This window comes from Streptomyces sp. LUP47B (assembly GCF_001746295.1).
Lineage (GTDB): Bacteria > Actinomycetota > Actinomycetes > Streptomycetales > Streptomycetaceae > Streptomyces.
Map to the genome: position 1 here is coordinate 784628 of NZ_MJAH01000006.1, position 13589 is coordinate 798216.

At 70.8% G+C, this 13589-nt stretch carries 13 protein-coding genes; 8 read left to right on the top strand and 5 right to left on the bottom strand.

What is annotated here, in order from left to right; genetic code table 11:
* The first annotated feature begins 23 nt into the window (after positions 1-23).
* From BFN33_RS21615 to BFN33_RS21625, 3 genes are read left to right on the top strand one after another with little or no spacing between them, the layout of a single operon-like run.
* Positions 24-620 carry a DUF5998 family protein gene (locus tag BFN33_RS21615; RefSeq protein WP_079140915.1) on the top strand — a complete coding sequence of 199 codons (597 nt, stop codon included), beginning with the start codon at positions 24-26 and terminating at the stop codon, positions 618-620.
* Complete coding sequence (locus tag BFN33_RS21620; protein ID WP_069761714.1) at positions 620-1816, top strand: alkaline phosphatase family protein; 1197 nt, start codon at positions 620-622, stop codon at positions 1814-1816. Before BFN33_RS21615 ends, BFN33_RS21620 begins: the two co-directional genes overlap by 1 nt.
* Before the next feature lie 50 nt (positions 1817-1866).
* Positions 1867-2526 carry a thymidine kinase gene (locus tag BFN33_RS21625; protein WP_069761715.1) on the top strand — a complete coding sequence of 220 codons (660 nt, stop codon included), beginning with the start codon at positions 1867-1869 and terminating at the stop codon, positions 2524-2526.
* 48 nt (positions 2527-2574) lie between these two features.
* On the opposite strand, the gene BFN33_RS21630 is transcribed toward BFN33_RS21625, so the two are convergent.
* Entirely contained in the window at positions 2575-3366 is a 792-nt protein-coding gene (locus BFN33_RS21630) for a VOC family protein (RefSeq protein ID WP_069761716.1), read from the bottom strand.
* Positions 3367-3663: 297 nt separating this feature from the next.
* Between BFN33_RS21630 and BFN33_RS21635 the strand changes: the two genes are divergently transcribed.
* Positions 3664-4521 carry a sulfurtransferase gene (locus BFN33_RS21635; protein ID WP_069761717.1) on the top strand — a complete coding sequence of 286 codons (858 nt, stop codon included), beginning with the start codon at positions 3664-3666 and terminating at the stop codon, positions 4519-4521.
* Between the two features lie 69 nt (positions 4522-4590).
* Here BFN33_RS21635 and sepH read toward each other — a convergent pair whose 3' ends face one another.
* The 3 genes from sepH to BFN33_RS21650 form a co-directional block, all read right to left on the bottom strand.
* Entirely contained in the window at positions 4591-5619 is a 1029-nt protein-coding gene (gene sepH / locus BFN33_RS21640) for a septation protein SepH (protein WP_069761718.1), read from the bottom strand.
* 431 nt (positions 5620-6050) lie between these two features.
* Positions 6051-7370, bottom strand: a complete 1320-nt coding sequence (locus tag BFN33_RS21645) for a D-arabinono-1,4-lactone oxidase (RefSeq protein ID WP_069761719.1) — start codon at positions 7368-7370, stop codon at positions 6051-6053.
* The gene (locus BFN33_RS21650; protein ID WP_069761720.1) at positions 7330-8568 is read right to left on the bottom strand and encodes an MFS transporter; all 1239 of its coding nucleotides are present in this window, start codon (positions 8566-8568) and stop codon (positions 7330-7332) included. The genes BFN33_RS21645 and BFN33_RS21650 overlap by 41 nt, the downstream gene beginning before the upstream one ends.
* Positions 8569-8736: 168 nt before the next feature.
* Between BFN33_RS21650 and BFN33_RS21655 the strand changes: the two genes are divergently transcribed.
* On the top strand, positions 8737-9864 hold the full coding sequence (locus BFN33_RS21655; RefSeq protein WP_069761721.1) for a ferrochelatase: 1128 nt from the start codon (positions 8737-8739) through the stop codon (positions 9862-9864).
* Positions 9865-9872: 8 nt separating this feature from the next.
* Positions 9873-10688, top strand: a complete 816-nt coding sequence (locus BFN33_RS21660; RefSeq protein WP_069761722.1) for an inositol monophosphatase family protein — start codon at positions 9873-9875, stop codon at positions 10686-10688.
* A 111-nt stretch (positions 10689-10799) separates the two neighbouring features.
* On the opposite strand, the gene BFN33_RS53210 is transcribed toward BFN33_RS21660, so the two are convergent.
* Positions 10800-10964: a hypothetical protein gene (locus BFN33_RS53210; protein ID WP_020121920.1), complete on the bottom strand. Its 165-nt coding sequence runs from the start codon at positions 10962-10964 to the stop codon at positions 10800-10802.
* Positions 10965-11377: 413 nt separating this feature from the next.
* Here BFN33_RS53210 and BFN33_RS21665 point away from each other — a divergent pair, with 413 nt between their 5' ends.
* Together BFN33_RS21665 and BFN33_RS21670 are read left to right on the top strand one after the other, a co-directional pair.
* On the top strand, positions 11378-12031 hold the full coding sequence (locus BFN33_RS21665) for a response regulator transcription factor (RefSeq protein ID WP_030605557.1): 654 nt from the start codon (positions 11378-11380) through the stop codon (positions 12029-12031).
* Positions 12032-12037: 6 nt separating this feature from the next.
* Positions 12038-13273, top strand: a complete 1236-nt coding sequence (locus tag BFN33_RS21670) for a HAMP domain-containing sensor histidine kinase (RefSeq protein ID WP_069761723.1) — start codon at positions 12038-12040, stop codon at positions 13271-13273.
* Positions 13274-13589 lie beyond the last annotated feature (316 nt).

The window sequence follows — 13589 nt, forward strand, 5'->3', positions numbered from 1 at the left end:
CGCAGTCAGTGCGCCCCCGTAGGATGGACGTCATGGCCAAGACCAGTACGACGACCCAGGGGCTGCGAACGGCGATCGAGCGCAGCGGCTACTACCCGGCCCTCGTGGCCGAGGCGGTGGAGTCCGCGCTGGGCGGCGAGCCCATCCGGTCGTACCTGGTCCACCAGGAGACGACGTTCGACCAGAACGAGGTGCGGCGGCACGTGACCGTGCTCGTCCTCACCGGCAACCGCTTCATTGTCAGCCACACCGACGAGCAGGCCGCCGACAGCACGTCCCCGACGCCGTACGCCACCACCTCCACGGAGTCCGTGAAGCTCGGCCGGATCTCGTCGGTCGTGGTCAGCCGGGTCGTCGCCAACCCGGAGCAGTACCAGCCGGGCAGCCTGCCCCGCGAGGTCGTGCTGACCATCGGCTGGGGCGCCGTCTCCCGCATCGACCTGGAGCCCGCCGCGTGCGGCGACCCCAACTGCGAGGCGGACCACGGCTACACCGGCAGCTCCACGGCGGACGACCTCAGCCTGCGCGTCAGCGAGGCGGGGGACGGCCCGGACACCGTGCGTCAGGCGCTCGCCTTCGCCCAGGCCATCTCCGAGGCGACCGCGGACGTCACCCGCTGATGGCGCAGCCCGCCGCCTGGGACCACCCGGAACCCCTCGCCCTCGACACCGCGCCCGTCCCCGAGTACGGCACCGGCTCCCTCGCCGACCTGCTGCCCACCCTCGCCGCCGGCATGGGCGTACCGGGCACGACCGCCGCGATCTCCGAGCTCACCCCCGCCGACCGGAACTGCGTGTTCCTGATCGACGGCCTGGGCTGGGAGCAGCTGAAGGCGCACCCGGACGAGGCGCCCTTCATGACCTCCCTGCTGGCCAGCTCGCGCGGCGGCACCGGCCGCCCCCTGACCACCGGCTACCCGGCGACCACCGCGACCTCCCTCGCCTCCGTCGGCACCGGCCGCCCGCCCGGAGCCCACGGCCTGCCCGGCTACACCGTGCGCAACCCGGCCACCGGCGAGCTGATGAACCAGCTGCGCTGGCAGCCGTGGACCAAGCCGCAGGTCTGGCAGCCGTACCCCACAGTCTTCCAACTCGCCGACCAGGCCGGCGTGCACGCGGCCCAGGTCTCCTCGCCGACCTTCCAGAACACTCCGCTGACCAAGGTCGCGCTCAGCGGCGGCACGTTCCACGGCCGGTTGTCCGGCGAGGACCGCATGGACCTCGCGGCCGAGCAACTCGCTGGTGGCGATCGCTCGTTGGTGTATACGTACTACTCCGAGGTCGACGGCGCGGGCCACCGCTTCGGCGTCGACTCCGACACCTGGCGCGGCCAGCTGATGTACGTCGACCGCCTGGTCCAGCGTCTCGCCGAGCAACTGCCCCCGAACAGCGCGCTGTACGTCACCGCCGACCACGGCATGATCGACATTCCCTTCGACGAGCAGCACCGCTTCGACTTCGACGAGGACTGGGAACTGCGCGCGGGGGTCGCCCTGTTGGGCGGCGAGGGCCGCGCCCGCCATGTCTACGCGGTGCCGGGCGCCGCGGGTGACGTCCTGACCTGCTGGCGCGAGGTCCTCGGCGAGCAGTTCTGGGTCGCCTCACGCGACGAGGCGATCGCCGCGGGCTGGTTCGGGCCGCCGGACCAGTGCGACGAGCGGGTGTACGACCGCATCGGCGACGTGGTCGCCGCCGCCCGCGACGACGTGCTCCTCATCGCCTCCGAGCGGGAGCCGAAGGAGTCGTCCATGGTCGGGAACCACGGTTCGATGACCCCCGCCGAGCAGCTTGTCCCGCTGCTCGAAGTACGCTCCTGAAACCGACCCGGCCCCATCCACCGCAGAAACCGAAAGGTGCTCGACCTCCCATGCCCGAGCTGGTGTTCTTCTCCGGAACCATGGACTGCGGGAAGTCCACACTGGCTCTCCAGATCGAGCACAACCGTTCGGCGCGTGGCCTGACGGGCATCATCTTCACCCGGGACGACCGGGCGGGCGAGGGCAAGCTGTCCTCGCGGCTCGGTCTGGTCACGGACGCGGTCGAGGTCGAGGACGGCCAGGACCTCTACGTCTACCTCGTCGACCACCTCTCCCAGGGCGGCCGGGCGGACTACGTGATCGCGGACGAGGCGCAGTTCCTCACGCCGGAGCAGATCGACCAACTGGCCCGTGTGGTCGACGACCTGGACCTCGACGTCTACGCCTTCGGCATCACGACCGACTTCCGCTCCAAGCTGTTCCCGGGCTCCCAGCGCCTGGTGGAGCTGGCCGACCGGGTCGAGGTCCTCCAGGTGGAGGCACTGTGCTGGTGCGGCGCCCGGGCCACGCACAACGCCCGTACGGTCAACGGCGAGATGGTCGTCGAGGGTGCCCAGGTCGTCGTCGGGGACGTCAACCAGGCCGACGACATCGGCTACGAGGTCCTGTGCCGCCGGCACCACCGCCGCCGTATGACCGCGGGGACGGCCCGCGCGGCCGCGCTGTCCCCGGACGTGCTGCCGGTCCCGTCGGCGGGGGCCCACTTCTGACCTGACGTGGTCAGGGCCGGTCCGCGCAACTCTCGACCGCACCGGGCCTCAGCGCGGGTCCTCGATCAGCGCGAACCGTGCCCCCTCCGGATCCGCCACCGTGGCCACACGGCCGTGCGGGCTGTCGTGCGGTGGGTGCAGGACGTGGCCGCCGAGGTCGGTGAGGAGGCGGGTGGAGGCGGTCGCGTCGGCCACCTCGAAGTAGGTCATCCAGTGCGGCCCCCGGTCCCGGGGAAGAGTGTGGCCGACGCCGTGAAGTCCGGCGACCGGACGGCCGCCGGCGTGCAGGGTGACGTAGTCGAAGTCGGCGGAGACCACCGGCTCCTCCTCGTAGCCGAACACCGTCTCGTAGAACTTGGCGACGCTCACCGTCTCGAAGGTGAGCAGCTCGTGCCAGGCGGGAGTGCCCGGTACGCCCGCGACGGACGTGCCGAGATGCGCCGCCGCCTGCCACACCCCGAAGACGGCCCCGGAAGGGTCGGAGCCGATCACCAGCCGCCCGGCGTCGCCTGCGTCCAGCGGTCCCACTCCCACCGTGCCGCCGCACAGCCGTACCGTTTCGGCGGTCAGGTCGATGTCGTCCGAGGCGAGGTAGGGCGTCCATGCCACCGGAAGATGGCGGTCGGGCGGCAGCTGGCCGATCCCGGCGACCTCCTGGCCGTCCAAGAGGGCCCGCACATAGGGCCCGAGCTGCTGCGGGCCCGGCACGAACTCCCAGCCGAACAGCGATCCGTAGAACTCCTGGGTCGCGGCCATCCCGTGCACCATCAGACTCACCCAGCAGGGCGTACCGGGCGTGTGCCGAGCGGGCGGGGCGGCCGACCCCCTTGCCTCGGTCATCGTCACTCTCTCCTCGGCCCCTCGCGGTGGCCGTGTCGTGTCCGTGGTCCGGACCTCCGTGCCGATGCTCGCACCACCCGCGGTGCCGCGCGCTCCGGGCACGCCGCCGCGAGGCCACCCGTGCCAGGAGGGTGCCTGCCGCGCGGCTTCCTGACCGTTGCCACGCGATGGCCGACGGGTGTCGATCGGCGGTACAGCATGTGCCCGGTCCCGTACGCCTCGTGATCGGGCCTGTCCGGCGGAGCACAGTAGCCGGAGCTGGACGACGCGGCCACCCCGTGCGCAAGGATGGTGGCCATGAACGCCATCATCTCCGCATCCGAACTCGCGAGCGACCTGGCGGGCCCGAACCCGCCCGTCCTGCTCGACGTCCGCTGGCAGTTGAGCGTGGCCAAGGCGGCCGGTGAGCCGCCCTTCGACGGCCGGGCCGAGTACGCGGCCGGGCACCTCCCGGGCGCGGTCTACGTGGACCTGGACCGGGAGTTGGCCGGTCCGGCCGGCTCCGGCGGGCGGCACCCGCTGCCCGACCTCGCCGAGTTCGGCGCTGCGATGCGCCGGGCCGGTGTCTGCTCGGGCAGGCCGGTGGTCGTGTACGACGGCGGACAGGGCTGGGCGGCCGCCCGCGCGTGGTGGCTGCTGCGCTGGACAGGTCACCCGGATGTGCGAGTCCTCGACGGCGGGTTGACGTCCTGGCAGGGGCCGCTGCAGTCCTCCGTGCCGGGTCCGGCGCTTGCCGAGGGCGACTTCCAGCCGGTGCCCGCGGCGGCCGGTCTCCTCGACGCCGACGCGGCCGCGGCGCTGGCCCGCGCGGGGGTGCTGCTGGACGCACGCGCGGGGGAGCGGTACCGCGGTGAGGTGGAGCCGATCGACCGCGTCGGCGGCCACATCCCGGGCGCCCGGTCCGCGCCCACCACGGACAACGTCGGTCCGGGCGGCCGCTTCCTGCCCGCGGAGGAGCTCAACGCCCGCTTCAAGGCCCTCGGTGCCGGCGACGACACCGAGGTCGGTGTCTACTGCGGTTCGGGCGTGTCCGGCGCCCACGAGGTCCTGGCCCTGGCGGTCGCGGGCATCCCCGCGGCGCTGTACGTCGGCTCCTGGTCGGAGTGGTCCTCGGACCCGGAGCGCCCGGTCGCCGTGGGACCGGATCCCCAGTAGCCCGCCCCTGTCCGGAGCACGAGAAAGGGCCGCACTCGGTGAGCGCGGCCCTCTTCCTCGTACGAGCGACTACTCCTGCTTCTTCCTCCGCGTCCCGAACACGATCTCGTCCCAGCTCGGGACCGCCGCTCTGCGGCCCGGACGGACGCCGTCCGCCTCGGCCTGACGGTCGGTCGCGCCGACGAGGCGGTCGCGGTGGCTGGCCACCGAACGCGGCATGAGGACGTCCGCGTAGGCGGAACCGGCCGAGGCCGCGGGAGCGGGCGGCTCCTCCACCTCGGGCTCCGGATCGGGAGTCTCCTCGGCGGTCGCCGGCTCGGACGGCCGCTCCGGTACGACCATGTCGCCCCGGAAACTCGGTACGGCCTCCAACAGGCTGGTCAGTGAGTCCCGTTCGGCGACCGTCTCCTCGACGGGCTCGGCCGGGGGCAGGCTCGGCCGGTCGAGGGCACGGTCCAGCGGACGGTCGCGCGGCAGCCGTGCGATACGCGGCACGAACGGAAAGCTGGGCTCCGGCGCGCCGAGGTCCTCGGACTCGCCGATCAGCGAGCGCGCCTCCTCGTCGACGGCCTGGACGAGCCGCCGGGGCGGGTCGTAGGTCCAGCTCGCCGAGTGGGGTTCGCCCGCGACGCAGTAGACCAGCAGCACCTCCCAGGTGCCGTCGTCACGACGCCACGAGTCCCACTGGACGGTGTCCTTCTCGGCACCGCGCAGCAACAGCCGCTCCTGGACGGCCTCGCCGAGCTGCGGACCGGCGTTCTCGCCGGGCCGGCGGACCGGAGTCTTGCGGGCTCGTTCGGCCATGAAGGCGCGCTCGGCGAGCACAGGGCCCTCGAAGCGCCGTACACGGTCTACGGGGATACCTGCGAGCTGGGCTACCTCTTCCGCGGTGGCACCTGCGCGTATACGCGCCTGGATGTCGCGGGGACGGAGATGGCTTTCGACCTCGATCTCGATCTGGCCGAGGCGCGGACGGTCGCCGCGCACCGCTGCGCGCAGCCGCTCGTCGATCGGAAGCGTGTACTCCGTTGAGTCGGCAGCCTTCAGCACCAGCCGTGTGCCGTCATTCGAGACGGCCACGACACGCAGTTCGGGCATGGGGACCTCCCGGGTGGTGCCTGCCGACGTCACGTGCGTCGCTGCTTCCGCTAGTCGAGTGTGACCTGCCCGGGTGCAGCCTGCCACAACCTTGCCGAGTTGCCCGGCGTGTCGGGCACAGGCCCTGGATCGCCGTTATGGCACGGTTACTTATTCGCAACGCTGAGTGACCAACTCCGTCACCCTGTGCAACTAGCCCCCTCCCGGCGTCCTTTGAAGGTCACGGACGCCCTGGCGGGAGACCGTACCCAGGGCTCGCAACAGTACTCCATTTGGGCCACGTGCGTGGATTGGCGCGCCACTCAACTTCGTTCAAGAAACGGCGTCCGGCCGTCCGTCGAGCGGTTGTCCGGATCTTGGGCGTGGCGTACTTCACGGAATCACCCGAAACGGAACTGCCGGCTTCCCGCATACGTCCGCCGATCATTGCGCTACGCCCCCAACACCCGCCGCAAGTAGTCGTTCTGGAAGCGCCGGTCGGGGTCGAGCCGGTCCCGGAGCGCGGTGAACTCGCCGAAGCGCGGGTAGACACCGGCGAAGTACTCCGCGTCGCGCGTGTGCACCTTGCCCCAGTGCGGGCGCCCCTCGTGCGCCGTGAAGATCCGCTCGGCGGCCGTGAAGTACGCCTGGTACGGCGTCCCCTTGACCATGTGGACCGCTATGTACGCGCTGTCGCGGCCCGAGGCGGTGGACAGAGTGATGTCGTCGGCGGGCGCGGTGCGCACCTCCACGGGGAAGCTGACCCTCAGTCCGGAGCGCTCGATCATCGTCTTCAGCTCGCGCAGTGTCGCAACGACAGCCTCGCGCGGGACGGCGTACTCCATTTCCACGAACCGCACCCGGCGTGGCGAGGTGAAGACCTTGTACGGGATGTCGGTGTAGGTCCGTGCGGACAGCGCCTTGCTGGAGATCCGTGCGATCGAGGGGATCGTGCCCGGCACCGCGCGGCCGACCCACTGGGCCACCTGGAACACGCCGTTGGAGAGGAACTCGTCCTCGATCCAGCCCTGCAGCTGAGGCACCGGCTTCTCGGGGCCCGTGCTGCGGTTGTTGCGCTTGGTGCTGGTGCTGCCGGTGTGCGGGAACCAGTAGAACTCGAAGTGCTCGTTCTCGGTCCAGAGTTCGTCGAAGGCGCTGGTGACCTTGTCGAAGCTCATGGGCTCCTCGCGGGCCGTGAGCAGGAAGACCGGCTCGACGGCGAACGTGATCGCGGTGACGACACCGAGCGCGCCCAGGCCTATCCGGGCGGCCGCGAAGACCTCGGGATTCTCCTTCTCGGAGCAGCTGAGGACCGAGCCGTCGGCCGTGACCAGCTCAAGTCCCCTGATCTGGGCGGCGATCGAACCGGAGTCGCGGCCGGTGCCGTGGGTGCCGGTACTGGTGGCGCCGGAGACCGTCTGCTCCATGATGTCGCCCATGTTGGTGAGCGACAGGCCCTCGCGCGCGAGAGCCATGTTGAGCCTCTTGAGCGGCGTACCGGCCTCCACCGTGACGGTCATGGCGTCCCGGTCAATGTTGCGGATGCCGGTCAAGAGTTGAGGGCGGATCAACACACCGTCGGTCGCGGCGATCGATGTGAAGGAGTGCCCGGTGCCTACGGCCTTCACCTTGAGACCGTCCTCGGCGGCCTTCCGCACGGCAGCCGCCAGCTCGTCGACCGAGGCGGGCGTGACCTCCCGGGCGGGGCGCGCGGTCACATTGCCGCCCCAGTTACGCCACGTGCCGTTCTTCGCGCTCGCTGCCGTGCTCAACGCTGCCTCCCCGACGTGGAGCCGGCCTGCTGAGCCGGCGGTACCCGAGGAAACCGACCGCGACCGCGACGGCCCCGGACACCGCCGGAACCCCGTACCCGGCGCGCGCACCGGCCGCGTCGATCACCCAGCCGGCCACGGAGGAGCCGAGCGCGACCCCGACCGCGAGCCCGGTACTGATCCAGGTCATCCCCTCGGTCAGCTGCGCGCGTGGTACGTGCTGCTCGATCAGGGACATCGTCGTGATCATCGTGGGAGCGATGGACAGGCCCGAAACGAACAACGCCACGGCCAGAAACGGCAAGTTTCCGACCAGTAGGAGGGGGATCATACTCACGGCCATGGCGCATATGCCCAGCAGCCAGCGAGGTTCGGGCCGTCCCCCGAAGTGCAGCAGCCCGAACACGAGGCCCGCGAGGCAGGACCCCGCCGCGTAGAGGGCGAGCACGAGGCTCGCGGCGCCCTTGTGGCCCTGCTCGTCGGCGAAGGCCACGGTGACCACGTCCACCGCCCCGAAGATCGCCCCGGTCGCCACGAAGGTGGCCACCAGGACCTGCAGACCCGGCGCGCGCAGTGCCGTACGGCCGCCGTCGTGCTCGCGCGGGTGCGGGGCCGGTTCGGTGGCCCGCTGCGTGGTCAGCCAGAACACACCGACCGCCAGGAAGCAGGCGGCCAGCAGCGGACCCGCCTCCGGGAACCAGGCCGTGGACAGCCCGATGGAGATGATCGGCCCGAAGATGAAGCAGACCTCGTCGACGACGGACTCGAAGGAGTACGCGGTGTGCAGCTGCGGGGTGCCGCGGTACACGGCCGCCCACCGCGCGCGGATCATCGCGCCGAGACTCGGCACCGAGCCGATGCCGACGGCGCACACGAACAGCACCCAGTCCGGCCAGCGGAAATGCGCTGCGAGCAGCATCCCGGCGGACGCCACCAGCGCGACAAGCGTCGCCGGGCGCAGCACCCGCCGCTGGCCGTGCAGGTCCACCAGCCGGGATACCTGAGGGCCGATCGCCGCGGCGGCCAGCGCGATGGTCGCCGACAGCGAGCCCGCGAGGCCGTACCTGCCGGTGAGCTGGGAGATCATCGTGACCACGCCGATGCCCATCATCGACAGCGGCATCCGGCCGACGAAGCCCGCGGCGGAGAAACCCTTGGAGCCGGGGGCGGCGAACAGGGCGCGGTAAGGGCTGGGCACAAGGTCTCCGGTCGGCCGGCGAGCGGCGGCTCGTGTGGCGGTAAGGCGCGAATACGCCTCATACAGCTTACGGGTGGGGGACCCCGACGCACCCGGCCGGACGGCCGGGAACCCGGTGGGCCACCCCGCCGTTTCCCGGCTGTCAGTACCGGATGACAGGATCGACCCATGCGAGACGTGCTCGACGCCACCCCCTACGACGCCCTGCTCCTGCTCTCGTTCGGAGGCCCCGAGGGCCCCGACGACGTGGTCCCGTTCCTGGAGAACGTGACGCGCGGGCGTGGCATCCCCAAGGAACGCCTGAAGGAAGTCGGCCGGCACTACTTCCTGTTCGGCGGGGTCAGCCCCATCAACGACCAGAACCGCGCCCTGCTGGACGCCCTGCGCAAGGACTTCGCGGAGCACGGGCTGGGCCTGCCGATCTACTGGGGCAACCGCAACTGGGCGCCCTACCTCACCGACACCCTGCGCGAGATGATCGCCGACGGCCACCGCCGCATCCTGGTCCTCGCCACCAGTGCCTACGCCTCCTACTCGGGCTGCCGCCAGTACCGCGAGAACCTCGCCGAGTCGCTGGCGGCCCTTGAGGCCGAAGGCCTGGAGCTGCCGAAGGTCGACAAGCTGCGGCACTACTTCAACCACCCCGGTTTCGTGGCGCCCATGGTCGACGGGGTGATCGAGTCGCTCGCCGAGCTCCCCGAGGACGTCCGCGACGGCGCCCACATCGCCTTCTCGACCCACTCGATCCCGAACGCGTCCGCGGACACCTCCGGCCCGGTCGAGGGCCATGGCGAGGGCGGCGCGTACGTCGCTCAGCACTTGGAGGTCGCCCGGCTGATCGCGGACGCCGTCCGTGAGCGCACCGGCGTCGACCACCCCTGGCAGCTCGTCTACCAGTCGCGCTCCGGTGCCCCGCACATCCCGTGGCTGGAGCCCGACATCTGCGACCACCTGGAGGAGCGCCACGCATCCGGCGTCCCGGCCGTGGTGATCGCCCCCATCGGCTTCGTCTCCGACCACATGGAGGTCCTCTACGACCTCGACACGGAGGCGAAGGCCAAGGCCGAGGAGCTGGGCCTGCCGATGCGCCGCTCGGCGACCGTCGGCGACGACCCGCGGTTCGCCGCCGCGATCCGTGACCTGGTCCTGGAGCGGGCCGGGGTGGAGCGCGGGCAGGAGGTCACGCCCTGCGCCCTCGGCGCGCTCGGGGCGAGCCACAACGTCTGTCCGGTCGGCTGCTGCCCGGCCCGTGCCGCCAAGCCCGCAGCTGCGGGCGTCGACAGCCCGTACGCGTGAGGAGCGCCGTGACCGACCCCCTGCACGCGGAACTGCTTCGGCTGGCCCAGGAGGCGGCCCGTCGCGCCGGCGCCCTGCTGCGGGACGGCCGCCCGGCCGACCTCGCGGTCGCCAGGACCAAGTCCAGTCCCATCGACGTGGTGACCGAGATGGACATCGCGGCGGAGAAGCTGATCACGGACCTGATCTCCGAGCACCGTCCGGACGACGGCTTCCTCGGTGAGGAGGGCGCCTCCACCGAGGGCACGAGCGGGATCCGCTGGGTGATCGACCCGCTCGACGGGACGGTCAACTACCTCTACGGGCTGCCGACTTGGTCCGTCTCCATCGCGGCCGAGCAGGACGGCGAGACCGTCGTGGGAGTCGTCGACGCTCCGATGCGCGGCGAGACGTACCACGCGGTCCGGGGCGAGGGCGCCTGGGCAACGGGTGCGTGGGAGGGCGAGCGCAGGCTGACGTGCCGCCCGGCGCCGCCCCTGGAACAGGCCCTGGTGTCGACGGGCTTCAACTACGTCACCGAGGTCCGTACCCATCAGGCCGAGGTGGCCCGGAAGCTGATCCCCCTGCTCCGTGACATCCGCCGCGGCGGCTCGGCGGCGGTCGACCTGTGCGATCTCGCCGCAGGCCGCCTGGACGGCTACTACGAGCGAGGCCTGAACGCCTGGGACTACGGGGCCGGTGACCTCGTCGCCCGGGAAGCGGGCGCCCTGACCGGCGGGCGCCCCGGAGAACGCCCGAACCCCAGCCTCACCGTCGCCGGCGCCCCCGGGGTCTTCGAGCCCCTCCAGGAGCTCCTGGAGGCCTTCGGCGCCTGGCACGACTGACGGACCGACTCCGGACGAACACGAGGTGAACGCGTCCGGACCGAGACGCAGCGGACCCCCGGCGCTGGATTCGCCGGGGGTCCGCTGTCGTGCCGCGAAGCCGATCAGACGCTAGGCGCTGACCTCCACACCGTGTTCGGCGGCCAGGCGGCGCAGGTCGTCGAGCTCGCCCTGCTCCACCTCGACGAGGAAGTCGTCGCCCTCGTTGCGAGCCCGTGTCAGATCGGTCTCGGTCGCCCTTATGCGCTGCAGAAGTCCTGCGGTGAATGCGTCCATGCTGCGCCCCCTCGTCCTGGGTCGTGGGTCGGTGGCACGGGGGTGTGCCGTTCGGAAGGGGCGATCACGTCTCCTGTGGGTGCCCAGCGCTGCCCTGCCGGGCGGCGACGGTGCCGGACACCCACGCCCGCTCTGCGGAAGCGGATCGCGTCGTGCCGCATGGTGGTACGGCACATGCAGAGCGTGATCGCGGGGTGTAAAGCCGTCCTCCCCCCGCTCCTTCCGACGGAAACCTCAACCGCGCGAGAAAATCCCGCATTCCCGCTCTCACACCCGTCTTTCAGCTGCCGCTCACCCGCCTTACAGCCGACTTATGGCCGAAAAGGGCAGGATGGAGGCCAACACTCACCCGGCCCCCTGCCCGCGCGTGCCCGAAGCGCGCTACGCGGGTGGACACAGGAAGGACAAGCGACGTGCGCGTACTCGTCGTCGAGGACGAGCAACTGCTCGCCGATGCGGTGGCCACCGGACTGCGCCGGGAGGCCATGGCCGTCGACGTCGTGTACGACGGTGCGGCCGCCCTGGAACGCATCGGAGTCAACGACTACGACGTGGTGGTCCTCGACCGCGACCTCCCTCTCGTCCACGGCGACGACGTCTGCCGCAAGATCGTCGAACTCGGCATGCCCACGCGCGTGCTGATGCTCACGGCGTCCGGCGACGTCAGCGACCGCGTCGAGGGCCTGGAGATCGGCGCCGACGACTATCTGCCCAAGCCGTTCGCGTTCAGCGAGCTGACGGCACGCGTGCGTGCCCTCGGCCGGCGCACCAGCGTGCCGCTCCCGCCGGTCCTGGAGCGCGCCGGGATCAAGCTCGACCCCAACCGCCGCGAGGTCTTCCGCGACGGCAAGGAGGTCCAGCTCGCCCCCAAGGAGTTCGCCGTCCTGGAGGTGCTGATGCGCTCCGAGGGCGCCGTCGTCTCCGCGGAGCAGCTCCTGGAGAAGGCCTGGGACGAGAACACCGACCCCTTCACCAACGTGGTGCGGGTGACCGTCATGACGCTGCGCCGCAAGCTGGGTGAACCCGCAGTGATCGTCACCGTCCCCGGCTCCGGCTACCGGATCTGATAGCCCGTGGCCTCGACTCCCGCTCCTCCCCAGGCCCCTCCGAAGCCCACCTGGGACCCCAGGCGGCCGGCACCGCCGCTGCCGTGGCTGCGCCCGACCATCCGCATAAGGCTCACGCTGCTGTACGGCGGCATGTTCCTGATCGCCGGCATCCTGCTGCTGTCGATCATCTACCTGCTGGCCGCCCAGGCGCTGAATGTGGGCAGCGAGCTGCCCTTCAAGATCACCGAGGGCAGACTCGCCAGCACGACGTGCGATCTGCCCTCCACCGCCCAGTCCGACGTCATGAACAAGGCGATGGCCGACTGCGTCAATGTGCAGCGCCAGCACGCCCTGGACAACCTCCTCAGCCGCTCGCTGCTGGCCCTGCTCGGCCTCGCGATCATCGCCTTCGCCTTCGGTTACGCCATGGCGGGACGCGTCCTGTCGCCCCTCGGCCGGATCCTGCGCACCGCGCGCTCGGTGGCCGGCTCCGACCTCTCCCGCCGTATCGAGCTGGACGGCCCGGACGACGAGATCAAGGAACTGGCCGACACCTTCGACGACATGCTGGAGCGCCTGGAGCGGGCCTTCACGGCCCAGCAGCGCTTCGTCGGCAACGCCTCGCACGAACTGCGGACACCGCTGGCGATCAACCGCACGCTCCTGGAAGTGCATCTGTCGGATCCGGGGGCGCCAGTGGAGCTGCAACAGTTGGGCAAGACGCTGCTGGCCACCAATGAGCGCAGTGAACAGCTCGTGGAGGGTCTGCTGCTGCTCGCCCGCAGCGACAACCAGATCGTCGAGCGCAAGCCCGTGGACCTCGCCGAGGTCGCCGAGCAGGCGGTCGACCAGGTCCACGGCGAGGCGGAGGCCAAGGGCGTGGCGATCCGCGGCGACCGGATGACGGCAGTGGTGCAGGGCAACGGCGTCCTCCTTGAGCGGATCGCCCTGAACCTGGTGCAGAACGCCGTGCGCTACAACGTGCCCGAGGACGGCTGGGTCGAGGTGACCACGGAGATCCAGCACGGCCAAGCGGTGCTCACGGTGTCCAACACGGGCCCCGTCGTGCCGGCGTACGAGGTCGACAACCTCTTCGAGCCCTTCAAGCGGCTGCGGGGCGCCGACCGCACCGGCAGCGACAAGGGCGTCGGGCTCGGTCTGTCCATCGTGCGGTCCGTGGCGCGGGCGCATGGCGGGCACATCACCGCTCAGCCGCGCGAAGGGGGTGGGCTCGTGATGCGAGTCACCCTTCCGGTCTGAGACCATGGCCCCCGCACTGAGACCGATACACAGGGATGTTCGCTTTGCGCGGAATTTTCTGGGCACCCGAGGGGCTACCCCATGTGTGATCGATCACAAGGAAGGTTTTCCCGCCATCTACTCTCCGTGATCATGCACCCTGTCGGAAAGCCGGGAAAATCCGGGTTTTCAGGGGTCCTGATCACGGGAAGTACACGGTGAGACGCCTTTGAAGTGCGGGATTCGGACCGTGTACGGTCCCGATCGCCATCCAACCCGATCACTCAAGAGGAGTCCGGTTGGGTGTCGATTGAGTAACAGACCTTGATGTGAGGCA

What these genes read in the sequence shown, in the direction of transcription:
- BFN33_RS21615 (WP_079140915.1), top strand. Translation starts at nt 24, where the DNA reads ATGGACGTCATGGCCAAGACCAGTACGACGACCCAGGGGCTGCGAACG.
- BFN33_RS21620 (WP_069761714.1), top strand. Translation starts at nt 620, where the DNA reads ATGGCGCAGCCCGCCGCCTGGGACCACCCGGAACCCCTCGCCCTCGAC.
- BFN33_RS21625 (WP_069761715.1), top strand. Translation starts at nt 1,867, where the DNA reads ATGCCCGAGCTGGTGTTCTTCTCCGGAACCATGGACTGCGGGAAGTCC.
- BFN33_RS21630 (WP_069761716.1), bottom strand. Translation starts at nt 3,366, where the DNA reads ATGACCGAGGCAAGGGGGTCGGCCGCCCCGCCCGCTCGGCACACGCCC.
- BFN33_RS21635 (WP_069761717.1), top strand. Translation starts at nt 3,664, where the DNA reads ATGAACGCCATCATCTCCGCATCCGAACTCGCGAGCGACCTGGCGGGC.
- sepH (WP_069761718.1), bottom strand. Translation starts at nt 5,619, where the DNA reads ATGCCCGAACTGCGTGTCGTGGCCGTCTCGAATGACGGCACACGGCTG.
- BFN33_RS21655 (WP_069761721.1), top strand. Translation starts at nt 8,737, where the DNA reads ATGCGAGACGTGCTCGACGCCACCCCCTACGACGCCCTGCTCCTGCTC.
- BFN33_RS53210 (WP_020121920.1), bottom strand. Translation starts at nt 10,964, where the DNA reads ATGGACGCATTCACCGCAGGACTTCTGCAGCGCATAAGGGCGACCGAG.